Raw genomic sequence first — 16738 nt, forward strand, 5'->3', positions numbered from 1 at the left:
ACCACAAATTACTGGGTATATACTGGATATTATTATTATTATTATTCGTGCAATTATTATCTATTGCCTTTGACCATAAAATAGAACCCTTTAAAATGACCTTTCCGGCAAACCGAAAACTGTATTTCCATATGTATTTTTATATAATTATGATGTATTATTTTGTGCCTTTTTAGATACAGGCATTTTCAAAAAAAATATTTTATGAAACTGGATCTCAGGCTATGTAAAGACGAACTAAAACGTTTTTATAATAAGATATACTACCGGGTTTAACAGCATTAATTAATTGAATGTATGTCTTCCCCGAACTACTGCTTAAAAAGACAGCTTGGAGCTTGTAAACTGTGTTCAAAGGTTGCTGGCGCTAACTTCATTATTGAAGGCATGTTCTATATACAATTATAATTGATCTACAGTTATAATTGATCTACAGTTATAATTGATCTACAGTTAATCTATCTACAGTTAATTACAGTTAAATCGACCGATAGGCAATCATCGATATGTATTCAATCATCGATATGAGTCAATCGTCAATATTTAATCGATTAACATTCACAATCCAAATCTTATAATTGTTTCAGTTAATGATTTCGGAGAATTTTCTTGAGTGGCACAAGCATTGCACTGGGTATTTTTTTAATGTACTGGTTCCTGATTTCCTTTCTTGACAGAAAGGGTATCCTGGAAAAGTATAACATAAGCACTTTCGGGCCTCTCCCGATCCTCATGATCAGGACAACAAAGGGTCTTAAGTTACTGGACATTCTTGCCCGCCCTAAACGTTACTGGAGGATTTTCGCAAACGTTGGAATCCTGATGATGTTTGCAGGCATGGTTGCTATGCTCCTGGTCATTATTATTTCGGACCTGGCACTCTATACCTCATTTCTGAACAATAGTGTGCCAGCGCCGGGAAAGTACAATGCCCCCAGGAATATCCTTTTGATCCCCGGAGTAAACGAGTTTATCCCTTTTACCTGGGGAGTGATTGCCCTCATAGTTACTCTTGTAGTGCACGAGTTTTCCCATGCAATCCTGTGCAGGGTTGAAGGCATCAGAGTCAAATCCATGGGAATCCTGCTTGCCCTTGTTCCTATAGGGGGTTTTGCGGAACCTGATGATGAACAGCTCTTCGGGAAAAAAGAGGATGTAAAAACAGAGCTTCCACTAACGGCAACGATTGAGGAAATCGAAGAGTGGGAGCAAAGAGAAAAAGAAGAACAAAATCCAAAAGAGGAGCAAAATGGAGAACCAGGTGTCCTCAAGCACGAAGAAGCAAAGCCTGAACCAGCAGTTGTTGCCACAAGAACCCAGAGGTCCCGTATCCTTGCTGCCGGAGTTATGGCTAATTTCTGCGTTGCTTTTGTAGCTCTACTGCTCTTTTTTGGGCCTGTGCTGGGGGCAATTGCTCCTCTCAGCGATGCAATGATCGTAGGCATAAACGAAAGTTCTCCAGCTCAGCTTGCCGGGCTTCAGGAAAACATGATAATCACGCAGGTTGATGACACAAATGTCACTACAGGCATGGACCTTCTCTCTTATCTTGAGACAGCCGAACCCGGAGATACTTTGCGCATCCATGCTTCAAAAGACAGTGTCGTTTCAGTCCATGAATTAAAAGTTCCTTCTTCTCCAGAGAAATGTTTCAGTGGTGTGCCTGTAGGGGGTATTGTAGAAGGAAGTCCTGCAGAGGCTGCAGGAATCGAGACCGGGATGACAATGCTCCGGATTAACGAGACAAGAATGCGAAGCATTGCAAGTTTCATTGACTTTATGCAAGGGACAAAGGTAAACCAGACTATAGAGGTAGAGATGATGCCCTCTGCAAATTATACGGGTGTCCTTACCGAAAACGGCACCGCTATTTTCGATGTCCAGCTGGCTCCTCATCCCTCGGATGGTGAAAGTGGCTTCCTTGGAGTGACGTACGGAAATGAAGGAAACCTGGATTGCCCGATGCTCGGAATTTCCATATGGATGCCCCAGGCAAAATTCTATCTTGAAGCGCTAAAGCAGATCCCTTCCTTTCTGGACGAACCAGTAGGCTGGATTCTCCTTTTCGGGCTTCCTATATACGGATTTGCAGGTGAGGGATTCCGCGGCTTTTCAGGCACAATCGCTCAGTTCTACCATCCGGTTGGCTGGGCAGAGCCCCTTGGAGTTGGAATTTTCTGGATTGCAAACTCCCTGCTCTGGATTGGTTGGCTGAACTTTTACGTGGGCCTGTTCAACTGCCTGCCTGCGGTGCCTCTTGATGGTGGGCATGTGTTCAGGGACTATTCCTACTCCCTCATATATCGGTTTACACGGAACGAGGCAGTTTCAGAAAGGATCTCTAATTCGATCACAGCAAGTCTTTCGATGTTGATCCTGCTCTCATTCCTCTTCATGATATTCGGGCCTTTCATAGGGCAGTTGATGTGAATAGCTCAAACTGAGAATAGCTCAAACAGGGAGAAGCATCGGGATAAATTCAATTAATTCGGAAATCTGCTGGAAAGCCGGAAAGTTAAAACTTTTTTCCGGTTTTCATGATTCTTTTCTGATTCCTGATTCTTTTCTGATTCTTGATTCTTTTCTGATTCCTGATTCTTTTCAGATTCCTGATTCTTTTCTGATTCTTGATTCTTTTCTGATTCCTGATTCTTTTCGGGCATTTCTTCGGTTTGCCGTTACTAGCCGGTCTTTGAGATTTCCTGTTCCTTAAATAATATTCCAGCCTATTAGAAGAAGCTCTCAAGTAACATTCAAGCGAAATTCTATGAACCTGTAGAGAGAATATAGATTAAAAGATATTTTGACCTAGTGTCGCGTCAGCGGTAAAATGTCGTATTTAATCGATTACATCTATTTAGAATCATTTAATCATTGAAGATTGACGCGACACTAGTTCAGCAGAAGACCTAAGGAAGGGCACGAAGAATGTTTTCTTCAGGTAAGAAAAGGATCAGTCATAAATCAAAGTTTCGAAAAATAATGCGCAAAAAGCCCGATATGGCATACAAACTTGTAGTTTTGCTCCTGCTTGCAATCTATATTTTGCTTTTTAAACAGCTTATGATTCTTGAGAACCAGCCCGCAAATGCAAATGCTGTCACAGCTATCTACTGGGCTACAACTACCATTGCAACGGTAGGATATGGGGATGTGGTTTTCACCTCGCTTCCGGGAAGAATCTTTTCCATAGTCGTACAGGTTACGGGAATTATTCTGATTTCAGGTTTTCTTGCAACTTATGTTATCGCTCCCTGGATGGACAAGGTTATCAAGTTCAGAATGCCAAGGAAAGTCCCTTCTAGCATGAAAGACCACATTATTATCTGTGGGTACAACCAGCTGGTAGAAACCCTGATTGATGAACTGGCAGAGCAGGAGATAACTTTCATAATAATCGAGGACGAGGAAGAAATCGTAAAAGAACTTGTTTTCAGGGATATCCCCTGCATTTTCGGGACTCCAAGTGACAAGCAGGCCCTTACAAATGCAGGTGTTCAAAAAGCCAGGATCCTTATTGCCAACAAATCCGATGAAAGAAATGCGAACATCGTGCTAACTGCTCGGGAGTTCCAGCATCTTAATATTATTGCCATCGTTGAGGATAGGTCCAATTCAAAATATCTGAAATACGCAGGTGCTGATACCGTTGTTTCTCCTAAATCGATATTCGGACAGTTTATCGGAAGAAAAGCAATGGACAGGCTTGTAAGCAGGGTGACAGGGACGACTGAAATTTTCAAAGGAGTGCACGTTACGGAATTCCCTATCTATCTCAAGAGCTCGCTTATAGGCAAGACCCTTAAAGAAGTTTCCAGCCAGCGGCTGACTGATGCAAGAATTGTTGGAATCTGGAAAAGCGGGGCTCTCTCTTTTGACCTTAAAGAAGAAGATATCATCCGGGGCAACTCTGTCCTGCTGGCTGTGGGAACGCCGGATGAGCTCTCAAAACTGAAGAAACTTACACATTGACTGCCAGCCTGAAATACAGCTTAGGAATGATTCAAATATAATATCAAGGGGTTTTGTTGCCAAGAATGATTATTTGGGGAATGGAACTATAGATCAATTCCCAAACTAAAAATTAAAAGTTATATTTTTGTCATTCCTTAATAGGGTATCATAACTCAAAATTATAGACATCATAACTCAAAATTATAGACATCATAACTCAAAATTATAGACATCATCTCTCAAAAATTTTATCTGTTTAAAGCCATAAAGACCAGATAAAGCTAAAGACCGAATAAATTGACTTGATAAAACTTATCCAGGGCAATTTTTCAGCACATTTCTTCAAAAACTTGTTTAAAAACCTAAGGGATTAATAATGAAGTCAAAAGGACATCTTGTTGTACTCGGGTATGGGGACGTCGGAAGGAGCATTGTGAGTGAACTTTCTGGAGGAATGTTCCGTTTTGTAGTTGTGGATTCCAATGAGAAAGTTTTTGAGAATGTGGAATTTGAACATCTTGTGGGCAACGGGGCGGATGAGGAGATCCTGATGGCAGCTGGAGTAAAAACTGCATGCCTTGTGTTTGTAGCCCTGAATGATGATACCAATGTTATTTTCGCAACCCTTATTTCCAGAGGACTGAATCCTGAAGCTATCATTGTGGCAAGGGCAAACTCCGTACAATCCATCGATAAGATCTATAAGGCAGGAGCGGACTATGTCGGGTCTCTTTCTATAGTTGCGGGCCAGATGCTTGCCAAAATGAGCGCAAATTGTATTGGAAAAGTCTGCAGGATCGATGAAGATATAATGCTTTACGAGGGCATAGAAATTGAAAAGTACCATATTGAGAAAGGCTCTTTTTTTGACCGAAAATCAATAGAAAACCTGGACCTCGAAAAAAAGGTCGGATGCACTGTAATAGGCATTGAGCGCGAGGGTCTTGTTACTACTACCATTAACAAACAGACTGTACTCCGGGCAGGAGACATAGTTGCAGTTGTGGGAAGCAGCAAGCAGATCTCGGAGTTTAAGGAGAACTATCTTGATTAATATACTGTTTTAATATAATGATAAATGAACACAAGTAAAAGTCTGGTTTTTAAAAAGTCTTGTTTTTTCTCTGTTACTGTAATTCTCTGTTCCTGTAATTATGTTCCTGTAATTCTCTGTTCCTGTAATTCTCTGTTCCTGTAATTTTTGCAGGCACCTGCTTTTCTGGCAACTTTCTTTATTTTTTCAGGAAAAAATATATCAGTTGAAACATAATATACTAAAATGGAAACTTACTTTTTATAGTAAGTTCAAGATTAACTTACTTTAATTGATGAGAAACTATTCGCGTTTAATAGAAACCTATCGTGCTTAAATATGTAATAGTATGGAGGGTATGTGATCGTATGGAGATTTTGTCTACTGGAGTAAAAGGGTTGGATTTGCTGATGGATGGGGGGTATCCTAAAGGAAAGAGTATTCTGGTCACCGGTCCTCCTGGTTCGGGAAAAACCATCCTCGAAATTCATTTTCTGCACAGGAGTTGCCAGGAAGGCAAAAAATGCATACTTGTTCTTACCAGAGAGCTTACTGAAGACATACTCACTCAGGCCCGAAGCCTCAATCTTAACCTGGAGCCTTTCCTTGAGAACGGCCAGCTGAGTATCAGGAATATATTCGAAGACAAGATTAACAAGCTCAAAAGTGTTTCAAAATTCGGAAAAGGGCTCTGTGCCGTGGATGCGGATATACTCGAATATCTGAGCTCCATGTCTTCGGAAGTTGATGTTGTGATCATTGACAACATCGGAGTAATGGCTATACATCACGATATAAGAGAGTTTGCAGATGAGTTCAGTTCGATAAGCATAATCCTCCTGAAAAACGGATGTACAAGCCTCTTTATAATGGATGAGGATTCTTACGAGCTGACCCACAAGCTTACAGGTTACATGGTTTTCGGGTTGATTAGACTCATAACACAGGAAAATTTCAGTTCTGGAAAAACAAAGCAGTATCTCTACATTGAAAAAATGAGAAATACTCCAGTCCCGGTCAAATATTCCCTGTTTGACATTACTTCGCAGGGAATTAGAGTTATCTCAGGCATAGGCCAGAAATCACTCGACAAGTGATCCTATTTAATCTCCCGACGATCTCATTCCGGTGTCGCGTCAATCCTCAAGGATTGAACTATTCTGAATAGTTGCAACTGATTTTAGACGACATTTTCCTGTTGATGCGACACTGGAGACTGTTCCAGCGAAAACTGGAATTCGAAAGGAAGCTCAAGTACATATTTTCACCGGACACGGGGTAGAGCCTGCTTGACTTGTGGACAATAGTCTGAAGAATGACGCAGGAAGCCTCTGAGTCTTTAGCTCAGGGGTAGTTCACCCCGAAATAACAAAAAGATTCAGGGAAGAAAAAGAAATTAAAATTAAAAAGGAATTCAGATATATCTGATTCAGAAATCAGGTAAAAAGGATCTGAAATCAAATATTATGCTGCTTTTATAATAAATTCACAGCAGTCGTTCCTGTTTCCTATGGTTTTTATAGCTTCAAGGCTGCAGCCTGAATCTACTTTCAAAGTTATGCTTGAAAAAATCTTCCTGGTCAGTGTACAAAGGATGGGGTTTTTGCGGGCTTCTTCTCCTTTCCAGGGACATTTTGTTCCCCTGACTACCCAGATTTTTTCATTTTCACCCATGGTCGAGGAAAAGACTCCACCCAGCTGGTTCATTATCTCGGCGCAGACATTCCCTGCGTAAGCCAGGTCCATTTCTCTGTTCTCAAAATGGTACAGATCGAGAAGGGTCCTTTCTACCATGCCTGTCATCTGGTTTATTATAACCTTTTTTTCTTCATTGGAGATAGACTGGAGAAGAGTCGGAATTATGGATGTAAGGATACTCTGTACTCTGTTCTTTACTTCGAGATTGTCGCGGTCGGAAACCAATCTGTCGTGAAGGCATTTGACTCTGAGCAGAGATTTCACTCTGGTCTTGAGTTCAAGTCTATTTATGGGTTTTGTAAGAAAATCATCAGCTCCGACATCAATCCCTTTTATCCGGTCTTCAAGTTCTGAAAGGGCGGTAAGCATCAGGACGGGAATGAACTGGGTTTCGGGATTTTCCTTGAGAATTTTGCAGACCTCGTAGCCGTTGAGTTCAGGCATCATAACATCCAGAAGGATGATATCCGGGTTTTCGTTCTTAACTTTCTGGAGTGCTTCTTTTCCACCAGAGGCAGAGACAACTTCATAAGGTTCGACTGCAAGGTAGGCCTCCATAAGTTCTACATTTTCCTTCATGTCATCTACAATCAGGATTTTTGGTTTGATATTCTCATTCAACAAGGCTTCCTCCCTTGGGTTCATGAATCTCGATTCCTTCAGATGTGATTTCAAAGATCGACATATCGGGAGAAATGGGGGTACTGCGCATCTTGGGTATGCATAGGTAGCGCTCCATTTTTCCGAGATAGGCATTTTCTTTCACCAGAAGGCGAATAGAACCATAGACCGAGTACTCAGCAAGCTGGTGAGTTAGATTGTGTGCTGACTCGTCCATGATTAAAAGAGTAGTGCAGCCTTTTTTTCTCACGAGATAGTTCAGTCCGTCAAACTGGTCTCTGAGCTTTATTTTGGAAACTCTCAGGGCAAAGGTGCCTAGATTATCTATGACAAGGCATTCCGTTCCTTCACGTATGAATTCTATAAGGTTCGGAAGTTCAATATCCAGGCCTTCAGGTTTAAAACCATACCTTGTATGCCCTATGCTTTCGGAACGGCTTTCAAATATATTTTCTATGCTGAGCTGCCCGCTCTCGTAATAAGGTCTAAGATCATGCCCCAGCATTTCTGCCTGGTAGAGGATATCTTCAGGAGTTTCTTCAGTTGCGATCATCAGGCATTTTTTTCCTTCCTGACAACTCCTGTGAATGAAATGGATTCCAAAGATAGTTTTTCCACTCCCTGCTACACCCGTTATCAGGGTTGCTTTGTTCACAGGATAGCCCCCGATCAATTTCCTGTCCAGTTCTCCTATGCCTGTTGAAACCCTCTCCATTTTTGTAAACCCTCATTTTCTTGTGTACTTTGCCCTTTTCATTTCTGCGCTATTATGCGGCATTGAATTAATTGTACAATGTATTGTAAGTTATCACAAATCTTTAAATATTATTTAACAGTTTTTTAACTTAAAACACATATCCACTGTTCCTTTATAGCTCAAAATAAAATATCTTTCTATTTGATTTTATTTGTTCAGATGGGGCCATATATGACTTATATAATTCAATAGGGTACAATAATATGATGCCGAAAATCACTTCTATATATTAAAAGAACTTTTGTAATATAAAAGTTATGTTTGTGAGTTGTTTCTTTTTTTTTCATTGATGTTTCTATTAATCTTGATTGGACTTTGAGCCATAAATTTCCGATCTTTTCATTTAATCTGTTATCATTTATTTCATCTGTATGACTTGATAAACATTTTCATTGCAAGGGTATTTTTGAATTTGCTCTCTTTCTCTGTCCACTTTTCTCAATTCTGAGAGAAACCTTTAATATGGGTAGTTACTATCACTACTCCTGCACCGTGGGCTCGTAGGGTAGCCAGGATATCCTAATGGGCTTCGAAGTAAGATTATTACGAAGATACCCATTGACTCGTGTTCGAATCGCGGCGGGCCCGTTAATTAATTTTGTACCTGATGTCCTCAACTTTACTGTAACTGTTCTTCTGTGCAGTCTTTTCTTCAGCTGAAAGTTATTCATTAATAGTTTTTTTACAATATTTTTTACAATTATCATAGCATTGCGGGCCAAAATCCTTTCATTGGGCGCCAAAAAATATTTATTCTCCGGATTTTCTTCCTGCTGAAAAATAAACCGCGGAAATTGAAAAAAGAGGTTCCTGGATGGAAAAGAAACGTGACCCCTCACTCAACATAAAACTGATTGATGCTAAAAGCTCTCAGGACCTGGAGGATGCCTTCCATGTCCGAAGAAAAGTCTTCGTAAAAGAACAAAATGTGCCTGAAGAAGAGGAATTTGACAGGGCAGACTTAAGGTCCCGTCACGTTGTTGTGTATGCAAATACCAGACCTGTTGCCACAGGCAGGCTTTTTAAAGATGGAGAAACCTGGCTTATCGGAAGGATTTCCGTCCTGAAAGAATGCAGGGGAAAACAGATCGGTAAACTCGTTGTAGATAAACTTCTGGAAACAGCTGTAAAAATGGGGGCAGGAGAGGTTTATATTCATGCCCAAACTCATGCAGTAAGCTTTTATGAAAAGTTTGGATTTGTTGCCTATGGGGAAACTTTCCTTGAAACTAACATAGAACATATATCCATGGTAAAAAAGTCTTGATTTTCTGCAGCTAAAAGTTTGTTTGATAAGTATCGAATCTCATCCTCGAATCTCAGTCTCAGGATTTGTTTTTTCTATTTTCACATCCAGGAGACAAGTTCATTATTTTTTCATATTCATTAAATAATATAAATTAGACTTTGCCGTAGCTGTAAAACGAAAAATAGGACAAAATCACATTTATATAATTTAGTGATCTATTTCCTTATGGGGAAGAGGAGACAAAGCAATGTAGTATGTTCCTTTGCCAGAAGTCTTATTTGAAAAAAAATTACATTCTGTTTTCTCTTCAGCGTTTCCCGCTTATTGTAGTTTTTGCGGAACTAAATTGAATGTGAATTCTCATTATATCTGTTTAATTCTCACGAGTTATATCTTATAAAAAATGGGCACTTTCAAAAGCGAAAGGGTGCGATGCAATCATAAGGGGAGCTGTCAAAGGTCATATGGAAAATAAAAATAATCCCTTGAACCTCGGTGCTGTCGTCTCGGTACGTGGCAGTATCGTAGATATAAGATTTGAGAAGTATTTGCCTCCCATATACTCATTACTACGTACGGGAAAAAATGGAGAAATTGCCATTGAGGTTTTAACCCAACTGGATTCATATCACGTTCGTGGGATTGCACTGACCCCTACCGAAGGGCTTGCCCGGGGCACGAAGGTAGAAGATACGGGTGGACCATTGAAAGCACCTGTAGGAAGGGAAATTCTTTCCCGGATGTTCGACGTGTTTGGAAATGCCATCGATCACAGGGCTCCACCGTCAAACGTCCAGTGGCGAACAATCCATCAACCTCCACCACCATTGATAAGTCGGTCAACTAAATCCGAAATCTTCGAGACCGGTATCAAGGCTATAGATGTGCTTGTACCCCTTGAACGCGGAGGCAAAGCGGGCCTGTTCGGAGGGGCAGGTGTTGGCAAAACGGTGTTGCTAACAGAGATGATTCACAATGTGGCCAAGCAACACCAGGGAGTGAGCATATTTTGTGGAATAGGGGAGCGTTGTCGTGAAGGGGAAGAACTTTACCGTGACATGAAAGAAGCAGGGGTGCTCCCGAATACGGTCATGGTGTTCGGCCAGATGAACGAACCCCCAGGTGCCCGTTTTCGAGTGGGGCATGTAGCTCTTACAATGGCAGAGTATTTCCGAGACGATGAGCACCGCGATGTGCTGCTGCTTATCGATAACATTTTTCGCTTCATCCAGGCTGGCTCGGAAGTGTCTGGCTTGATGGGGCAGATGCCATCGCGCCTTGGCTATCAGCCGACAATGGGCACCGAGTTATCGGAGTTAGAAGAGCGTATATCCAATACCGATGCCGGAGCTATCATGTCAATTCAGGCGGTATATGTACCGGCTGATGATTTCACGGACCCTGCAGCTGTGCATACGTTTTCACACCTTTCGGCATCGATTGTCCTCTCACGCAAAAGGGCAAGTGAGGGGCTTTATCCGGCTATTGACCCCTTGCAGTCAAATTCAAAAATGTCCACAACTGGCATTATTGGGGAAAGGCATTATCGGCTGGCCCAGGAAATCCGGCAGACGCTCGCGCAATACGCAGAACTCAAAGACATAATATCTATGCTTGGCCTGGAACAGCTGTCACATGAGGACAGAAACGTGGTCGTTCGCGCTCGCCGCCTGGAGCGTTTTCTCACTCAGCCATTTTTCACTACCGGGCAGTTCACCGGTTTTAAAGGCAAATTCGTCCCTCTCTCAGACGCCCTCGACGGCTGCGAGCGTATCCTGCAAGACGAATTCAAAGATTACCCGGAAAGCGATCTCTACATGATCGGAACAATTGATGAAGCAATAGCCAGAAAATCAAGCAGGGAACAAACATGAATTCACCCCTCATGAAGCTCAAGATTCTTCTGCCTTTCCAGATTTTTGCCGAAAAGAAAGGTGTATCGCGCATAGTCGCAGAGACCCGCGAGGGTTCGTTTGGACTCCTGCCACACCGACTCGATTGTGTAGCGGCTCTGGAACCCGGGATTTTGATCTATGAAACCGAAGCAGATGGCGAGGTTTATGTGGCTGTCGATGAAGGCGTCCTGATCAAGGCCGGGCAGGACGTGCTGGTCTCAGTGCGCAGCGCCATTGCCGGAACAGACCTTCATCAGTTAAGGGAGGAGGTAGAAAGAGAGTTTTTGACCCTGGACGAGAGCGAGCAAAAAATGCGTTCAGTGATGACAAAATTGGAAATCGGGCTTATGCGTCGCTTAGCGGGGTTTAAGAATGGCTGACAGACCGACAGATAAACCCTCGAAGGACGCGCATCCCCTGGCCCGCCAGGTTGGGACAAAAGCTGAACGCAAACTCAGAGCACAACGTCATGTGAATCGGACTGTCTGGCTTGGTTTAGGCATGATGGGGCTTATCGGCTGGTCGGTGGCAATTCCAACGCTGCTTGGTGCGGCTCTTGGGCTCTGGCTGGACAGGCAATATCCAGTGAGCTTTTCCTGGACTCTCACGCTGCTTATTATAGGCCTGGTTGTCGGCTGTTTGAATGCATGGCATTGGATAGCCAGAGAGCATGAGGAAATGCAGGCGGAACAGGAGGATAACAATGAATGAAGTTTTGAATCTCATCTCGGCGCTGGTAGCTGGCTTTTTGCTCGGAGCTTTTTTCTTCGGCGGCCTCTGGTGGACGGTTCAGAAGGGACTTTCGTCTAAGCAACCGGCGCTTTTATTCTTCGGCAGCTTGCTGCTGCGGACTGGCACTGCTGTGGCTGGATTTTTCTTTGCCTCGGGCGGCCATTGGGAGAGGCTGCTCATGTGCTTACTTGGATTTTTCATTGTGCGCCGTATCGTTCTCAGACTAACCAGACTCCCGGAGGAAGACCCGAATCAACTGACAAAGGAGGCAAGTCATGCGACTTAGTCCTGATGAGCTGGTTTTCTGGCAGTACGGTTTTATCAAGCTCAACGCTACGATTGTGTACACCTGGGGGCTAATGCTGGTAATGGTAGTCGGTTCAAAAATCGTTACAAGCAAACTTTCCACTGATCTGAAACGTTCCCGATGGCAGAATATTCTGGAAATCATTGTCATGGGCATTTTAAAACAAATTGAAGATGTTGGCCTGAATCGACCGCAGAAGTACCTGGGCTTTCTGGGCACGCTCTTTCTGTTCATCGCCATATCCAACCTCTCTATCATCTTCCCGGGCTATGAGCCCCCAACCGGCTCTCTCTCAACCACGGCTGCGCTCGCGTTATGTGTATTTGTGGCCGTGCCAATTTTTGGCATAGAAGAGCAGGGGCTTGGGAGCTATCTCAAGTCTTACACAGAACCGACGATCATCATGCTGCCATTTAATATTATCAGTGAAGTATCCCGCACGCTGGCTCTGGCAATCCGGCTGTTCGGGAACATTATGAGCGGGTCTATGATTGTCGGCATACTGCTGACAATAACGCCATTCATTTTTCCGATAATTATGACAGCTCTCGGCCTGCTAATTGGCATGGTGCAGGCCTATATCTTCAGTATTCTGGCTACGGTTTACATTACTGCCGCCACGCGAACCGGTAAGTCCAGAAGTGAAACCGGAGAATAAGAATTGAAACAACAAATCTAACAACAGAAGGAAACACTATGGCTCTGGATATTTATACGACTACAATCGCGGTGGCATCAATTGCCACCTCTGGCATCACTATAGGCATTGGAGTTATCGGGCCCGCAATTGGGGAAGGGAGGGCTGTTGCAACGGCGCTGAGTTCGTTAGCACAGCAACCCGACGCTTCCGCGACCATTACCCGGACCCTATTCGTGGGCCTGGCTATGATCGAGTCCCTGTCTATCTATTGTTTCGTGGTTTCGATGATTCTGATCTTCGCCAACCCGTTCTGGAGTAAGGCAATTGCCTGAGCTGCAGAGGTAAATAGCCTATGTTGATCGATTGGTTTACCGTCATTGCGCAGGTGCTCAACTTCCTAATACTGGTTTGGTTGCTGAAGCGCTTCCTTTACAAACCTATTCTCAATGCCATCGACGCGCGGGAGAAGAAGGTAGCAGATGAACTTGCAGATGCCGATGCTAAAGAGGCAGAAGCGCAAAAAGAGAAAGAAGAGTTCAGGCGTAAGAACGAGGAGTTTGACCAGCAACATACTGCGCTCTTGAGCAGGGCAAAAGATGAAGCGAAAGCCGAACGTCAGCGGCTTCTCGAAGAAGTACGGAAGGAAGCCTCCGATTTGAGATCAAAACAGCAGGAAGCGTTAAGGAATGACAAACAGAATTTAAATCAGGCAATCAGCCGCCGGGCTCAACAGGAAGTCTTTGCCATTGCCCGAAAAGCGCTGCAGGATCTGGCTGGAACGAGTCTGGAAGAGCGCACAGTTGATGCGTTTGCTCAAAGGCTGCTCGAACTGGAAGGTGCAGAGAAGGAACAGGTGACCTCTGCGCTTGGTGTGTCTTCAAGCCCGGTGCTCGTTCGTACTGCCTTCGAGCTTCCACAGGCACAGCGTGACCTGGTCAAAAAGACGATTAAAGAAATGCTTGGAATCGAGATTCAAGCCAGGTTCGAGATAGTGCCAGACCTGGTCAGCGGGATTGAGTTAACCGCAAATGGACAAAAAGTGGCGTGGAGCATCGCGGATTATCTCTCATCGCTGGAAAAAAGCGTAGATGAGCTCCTGAAAGAGCAACCCAAAAGTGAAACCAAAACTGAACCTGAACTTAAATCTGATGGACCTGAGTCGAAAACCGAACCTGAAGCCAAAACCAGGCCTGAGTCAACCGATGAATCCGCGACTGAACAGGGATCTGAGACTAAACAAGAATCTGATCAGGAACAGGGATCTGAGACTAAACAAGAATCTGAGAATAAAATAGTCAATCCCGAACTAAAGCCAAAATAAAGAGCCGATGAACATGGAACCTGAAAGTCTAAAGGATGTTTTTGACAATGCTTTTAATGAAATAAGCCAGGTGCGTGAATCATCCACTCCGAAGCTCACTCCGCGGGAGGTGGGCACTATCATGACAGTTTCCACAGACATCGCCACTGTCTCCGGCCTTCCCAGTGTGGGTTACGAGGAGCTGGTTAAGTTTCCCGGCGAGGTGTTTGGGATCGCGTTTAACGTGGATGAAAAAGAAATCGGCGTCGTTTTACTGGGCGAATACTCACATCTGCATGCAGGAGATGAAGTCGAACGCACTGGCCGGGTTATGGACGTGGTTGTAGGGGATGAATTGCTTGGGCGCGTCATCGACCCTCTCGGTCGGCCATTGGATGGTAAAGGGCCTGTAGTCTCCGGCAAGCGTTTGCCTATCGAACGCCCCAGCGCGCACATTATGGACCGCGCTCCGGTTAAAGTGCCTCTCCAGACCGGCATCAAAGTTATCGATGCGTTAATACCAATCGGACGCGGCCAGAGAGAGTTAATTCTGGGAGACCGCCAGACTGGCAAGACTGCAATTGCGATCGATACCATTCTTAACCAGCGCGATTACAATGTCCTGTGTGTTTATTGTGCCATAGGCCAGCGCGCATCAGCAGTTGCTAAGACAGTAGCAACCTTGCGAGAAAAGGGCGCAATGGAGTATACCGTTGTCGTCGTGACTGAAGGTAATGATCCGTCCGGTCTGACCTATATTGCTCCTTACGCTGCAACCAGCATTGCGGAGTATTTTATGGAATCGGGCCGGGATGTGCTGATTGTTTACGACGATTTAACCAATCATGCGCGTGCCTATCGCGAACTCTCCCTCCTGCTTCGCCGTCCTCCGGGGCGCGAAGCATATCCCGGGGATATCTTTTATATTCACTCACGGTTACTGGAGCGAGCTACCCACCTGCTCAAGGAACTCGGGGGTGGCTCGCTTACTGCCCTTCCTATTATCGAAACCGAAGCCCAGAACATTTCCGCCTATATTCCAACTAACCTGATTTCTATCACAGACGGGCAGATCTATCTTTCGCCTTCATTTTTTGAATTGGGAGTTTTGCCTGCGGTTGATGTCGGCAAATCCGTTTCTCGTGTAGGCGGTAAAGCCCAACTTGCTGTCTACCGCGGGGTGGCTGGGGACCTGAAGCTCGCCTACTCACAGTTTGAAGAACTCGAAGCATTTACCCGGTTTGGCGCCAGACTGGACGAAAACACCCTCCAGATTATCGAGCATGGAAGGCGGATCCGCGACATTCTTAATCAACCGGAATTCTCTCCTGTACCCGTACCTGAACAAATCTTCATTCTGCTTGCGCTGGACGCTAAACTCTTTGACAGTGTGCCGCTTGACAAGATGGCAGAAGCTGAGCATTCCCTGCGTGAGGCAGTAAAGGATATCCCAACAGAGGTGCGCGAACGGTTCAATGCCGATGCGGAATTGAGCGAAAAGGACCGGGAAACAATTCTCAAGATTGCACGCAGAGCACTGGAAAGTTTCCGGCCCGAGTCCAAAACCGAAGTAAAATCCGCGGGAAAATAAGGAGAAGTTATGAGCGAAACCACGGAAAGTCTGCGCAAAAAGATTGATAGAGCAAACGAGCTTCAATCTGTCGTCCGCACGATGAAGAACCTGGCGGCTTCGAGCATAGGACAATACGAGAAATCAGTGAGTGCGTTGTCTGACTACTATCGCACAGTGGAACTGGGATTGGAAATCTGCTTTCGGGAAATTGAACCCTCTGCTCCTGCAGAGCGGACAAAGCAAAAAAATGCCGGATCTATTAGTGCGGTCGTGTTCGGTTCGGATCAGGGCCTTGTGGGTCAGTTTAATGATATTGTAGCCGATTATGCGGTCAAGAAACTGGCAGCTTTGCCGGGCAAACCCCAGGTCTGGGCTGTCGGTGAGCGTGTTTCTTCGCGCCTGGAAGATGCGGATTTGCCGTTGATCGGACTCTTCACAGTACCAAATTCCGTCAAAGCCATTACTCCGCTTATAGGGCAGATTCTTGTGGAAAGCGAAAAGTTCCGCAGCCAGGACGAGAATGCTGAACTTTATCTCTTTTACAACCGCCACAAAACCAGAGCTACTTATGAGCCTGTCAGTCAGCGGCTGCTGCCACTGGACGAAACCTGGCAGCGTGATCTTACCAAACTTCCCTGGCCAACCAGGAATTTGCCTGAGGTAATGGGCAATATCACAGAGACATTGAGGGCACTCATCCGCGAATATCTTTTCGTTTCGCTTTTCCGGGCATGTGCTGAATCCCTCGCGAGTGAAAATACAAGCCGTCTGGTAGCGATGCAGCACGCCGACAAGAACATCGATGAATTGCTGGAGGACCTCAATGGAACATTCTACCGTTTACGCCAGAGTGGCATCGATGAAGAACTGTTTGAAATCATCGCCGGTTTTGAAGCGCTTTCCAGGTCTCGCAGCCCAGGTCACAGTGAAGATAGCAAGGCTTAGAATCGGCTTCAGGCAGATCGAGAAACTAGACAAA

General features: G+C 44.5%; 16 protein-coding genes and 1 tRNA gene. 15 read left to right on the forward strand and 2 right to left on the reverse strand.

The features are described from left to right. The first annotated feature begins 609 nt into the window (after positions 1-609). The 4 genes from PHF18_RS02245 to PHF18_RS02260 all read left to right on the forward strand — a co-directional run bounded on the left by PHF18_RS02245 (position 610) and on the right by PHF18_RS02260 (position 6084). The gene (locus PHF18_RS02245) at positions 610-2430 is read left to right on the forward strand and encodes a site-2 protease family protein (RefSeq protein ID WP_300097729.1); all 1821 of its coding nucleotides are present in this window, start codon (positions 610-612) and stop codon (positions 2428-2430) included. 552 nt (positions 2431-2982) lie between these two features. Then, positions 2983-3972: a TrkA family potassium uptake protein gene (locus PHF18_RS02250; RefSeq protein ID WP_300097731.1), complete on the forward strand. Its 990-nt coding sequence runs from the start codon at positions 2983-2985 to the stop codon at positions 3970-3972. A gap of 358 nt (positions 3973-4330) precedes the next feature. After that, entirely contained in the window at positions 4331-5008 is a 678-nt protein-coding gene (locus PHF18_RS02255; RefSeq protein WP_300097733.1) for a TrkA family potassium uptake protein, read from the forward strand. Positions 5009-5355: 347 nt separating this feature from the next. Beyond that, entirely contained in the window at positions 5356-6084 is a 729-nt protein-coding gene (locus PHF18_RS02260) for an RAD55 family ATPase (protein ID WP_300097735.1), read from the forward strand. 367 nt (positions 6085-6451) lie between these two features. Here the strand turns inward: PHF18_RS02260 and PHF18_RS02265 are convergent, their stop codons facing one another. Both PHF18_RS02265 and PHF18_RS02270 read right to left on the reverse strand, forming a co-directional pair. Then, on the reverse strand, positions 6452-7330 hold the full coding sequence (locus PHF18_RS02265; protein ID WP_300097738.1) for a response regulator: 879 nt from the start codon (positions 7328-7330) through the stop codon (positions 6452-6454). Beyond that, positions 7299-8021, reverse strand: coding sequence for an ATPase domain-containing protein (locus tag PHF18_RS02270; RefSeq protein WP_300097741.1), 723 nt, complete (start codon positions 8019-8021; stop codon positions 7299-7301). Before PHF18_RS02270 ends, PHF18_RS02265 begins: the two co-directional genes overlap by 32 nt. 536 nt (positions 8022-8557) lie before the next feature. Between PHF18_RS02270 and PHF18_RS02275 the strand changes: the two genes are divergently transcribed. From PHF18_RS02275 to PHF18_RS02325, 11 genes are all read left to right on the forward strand, one after another. Further along, a tRNA-Arg gene (locus tag PHF18_RS02275) sits at positions 8558-8651 on the forward strand. A 226-nt stretch (positions 8652-8877) separates the two neighbouring features. Continuing rightward, positions 8878-9330: a GNAT family N-acetyltransferase gene (locus PHF18_RS02280; RefSeq protein WP_300097744.1), complete on the forward strand. Its 453-nt coding sequence runs from the start codon at positions 8878-8880 to the stop codon at positions 9328-9330. A 446-nt stretch (positions 9331-9776) separates the two neighbouring features. After that, positions 9777-11186: a F0F1 ATP synthase subunit beta gene (gene atpD / locus PHF18_RS02285; RefSeq protein ID WP_300097747.1), complete on the forward strand. Its 1410-nt coding sequence runs from the start codon at positions 9777-9779 to the stop codon at positions 11184-11186. Next, the gene (locus PHF18_RS02290; RefSeq protein ID WP_300097750.1) at positions 11183-11587 is read left to right on the forward strand and encodes a F0F1 ATP synthase subunit epsilon; all 405 of its coding nucleotides are present in this window, start codon (positions 11183-11185) and stop codon (positions 11585-11587) included. The genes atpD and PHF18_RS02290 overlap by 4 nt, the downstream gene beginning before the upstream one ends. Continuing rightward, complete coding sequence (locus PHF18_RS02295) at positions 11580-11918, forward strand: AtpZ/AtpI family protein (RefSeq protein WP_300097753.1); 339 nt, start codon at positions 11580-11582, stop codon at positions 11916-11918. The genes PHF18_RS02290 and PHF18_RS02295 overlap by 8 nt, the downstream gene beginning before the upstream one ends. Next, positions 11911-12225, forward strand: a complete 315-nt coding sequence (locus tag PHF18_RS02300) for an ATP synthase subunit I (RefSeq protein WP_300097755.1) — start codon at positions 11911-11913, stop codon at positions 12223-12225. Before PHF18_RS02295 ends, PHF18_RS02300 begins: the two co-directional genes overlap by 8 nt. Continuing rightward, positions 12215-12904: a F0F1 ATP synthase subunit A gene (locus PHF18_RS02305; protein WP_300097758.1), complete on the forward strand. Its 690-nt coding sequence runs from the start codon at positions 12215-12217 to the stop codon at positions 12902-12904. Before PHF18_RS02300 ends, PHF18_RS02305 begins: the two co-directional genes overlap by 11 nt. Positions 12905-12942: 38 nt before the next feature. Then, entirely contained in the window at positions 12943-13218 is a 276-nt protein-coding gene (locus tag PHF18_RS02310) for a F0F1 ATP synthase subunit C (RefSeq protein ID WP_197074038.1), read from the forward strand. Between the two features lie 20 nt (positions 13219-13238). Beyond that, the gene (locus PHF18_RS02315; RefSeq protein WP_300097770.1) at positions 13239-14207 is read left to right on the forward strand and encodes a F0F1 ATP synthase subunit B; all 969 of its coding nucleotides are present in this window, start codon (positions 13239-13241) and stop codon (positions 14205-14207) included. Between the two features lie 13 nt (positions 14208-14220). Further along, the gene (locus tag PHF18_RS02320) at positions 14221-15777 is read left to right on the forward strand and encodes an alternate F1F0 ATPase, F1 subunit alpha (protein WP_300097773.1); all 1557 of its coding nucleotides are present in this window, start codon (positions 14221-14223) and stop codon (positions 15775-15777) included. Between the two features lie 9 nt (positions 15778-15786). Beyond that, the gene (locus PHF18_RS02325) at positions 15787-16704 is read left to right on the forward strand and encodes a F0F1 ATP synthase subunit gamma (protein WP_300097775.1); all 918 of its coding nucleotides are present in this window, start codon (positions 15787-15789) and stop codon (positions 16702-16704) included. Positions 16705-16738 lie beyond the last annotated feature (34 nt).

The sequence above is a fragment of the Methanosarcina sp. genome (genome assembly GCF_028693135.1).
GTDB lineage: Archaea > Halobacteriota > Methanosarcinia > Methanosarcinales > Methanosarcinaceae > Methanosarcina.

Bases quoted from the DNA above. Each gene is read 5' to 3' on its own strand.
- PHF18_RS02250 (WP_300097731.1), top strand. From the start codon at position 2,983: ATGCGCAAAAAGCCCGATATGGCATACAAACTTGTAGTTTTGCTCCTG.
- PHF18_RS02255 (WP_300097733.1), top strand. From the start codon at position 4,331: ATGAAGTCAAAAGGACATCTTGTTGTACTCGGGTATGGGGACGTCGGA.
- PHF18_RS02260 (WP_300097735.1), top strand. From the start codon at position 5,356: ATGGAGATTTTGTCTACTGGAGTAAAAGGGTTGGATTTGCTGATGGAT.
- PHF18_RS02265 (WP_300097738.1), bottom strand. From the start codon at position 7,330: ATGAACCCAAGGGAGGAAGCCTTGTTGAATGAGAATATCAAACCAAAA.
- PHF18_RS02270 (WP_300097741.1), bottom strand. From the start codon at position 8,021: ATGGAGAGGGTTTCAACAGGCATAGGAGAACTGGACAGGAAATTGATC.
- PHF18_RS02280 (WP_300097744.1), top strand. From the start codon at position 8,878: ATGGAAAAGAAACGTGACCCCTCACTCAACATAAAACTGATTGATGCT.
- atpD (WP_300097747.1), top strand. From the start codon at position 9,777: ATGGAAAATAAAAATAATCCCTTGAACCTCGGTGCTGTCGTCTCGGTA.
- PHF18_RS02290 (WP_300097750.1), top strand. From the start codon at position 11,183: ATGAATTCACCCCTCATGAAGCTCAAGATTCTTCTGCCTTTCCAGATT.
- PHF18_RS02295 (WP_300097753.1), top strand. From the start codon at position 11,580: ATGGCTGACAGACCGACAGATAAACCCTCGAAGGACGCGCATCCCCTG.
- PHF18_RS02300 (WP_300097755.1), top strand. From the start codon at position 11,911: ATGAATGAAGTTTTGAATCTCATCTCGGCGCTGGTAGCTGGCTTTTTG.
- PHF18_RS02305 (WP_300097758.1), top strand. From the start codon at position 12,215: ATGCGACTTAGTCCTGATGAGCTGGTTTTCTGGCAGTACGGTTTTATC.
- PHF18_RS02310 (WP_197074038.1), top strand. From the start codon at position 12,943: ATGGCTCTGGATATTTATACGACTACAATCGCGGTGGCATCAATTGCC.
- PHF18_RS02315 (WP_300097770.1), top strand. From the start codon at position 13,239: ATGTTGATCGATTGGTTTACCGTCATTGCGCAGGTGCTCAACTTCCTA.
- PHF18_RS02320 (WP_300097773.1), top strand. From the start codon at position 14,221: ATGGAACCTGAAAGTCTAAAGGATGTTTTTGACAATGCTTTTAATGAA.
- PHF18_RS02325 (WP_300097775.1), top strand. From the start codon at position 15,787: ATGAGCGAAACCACGGAAAGTCTGCGCAAAAAGATTGATAGAGCAAAC.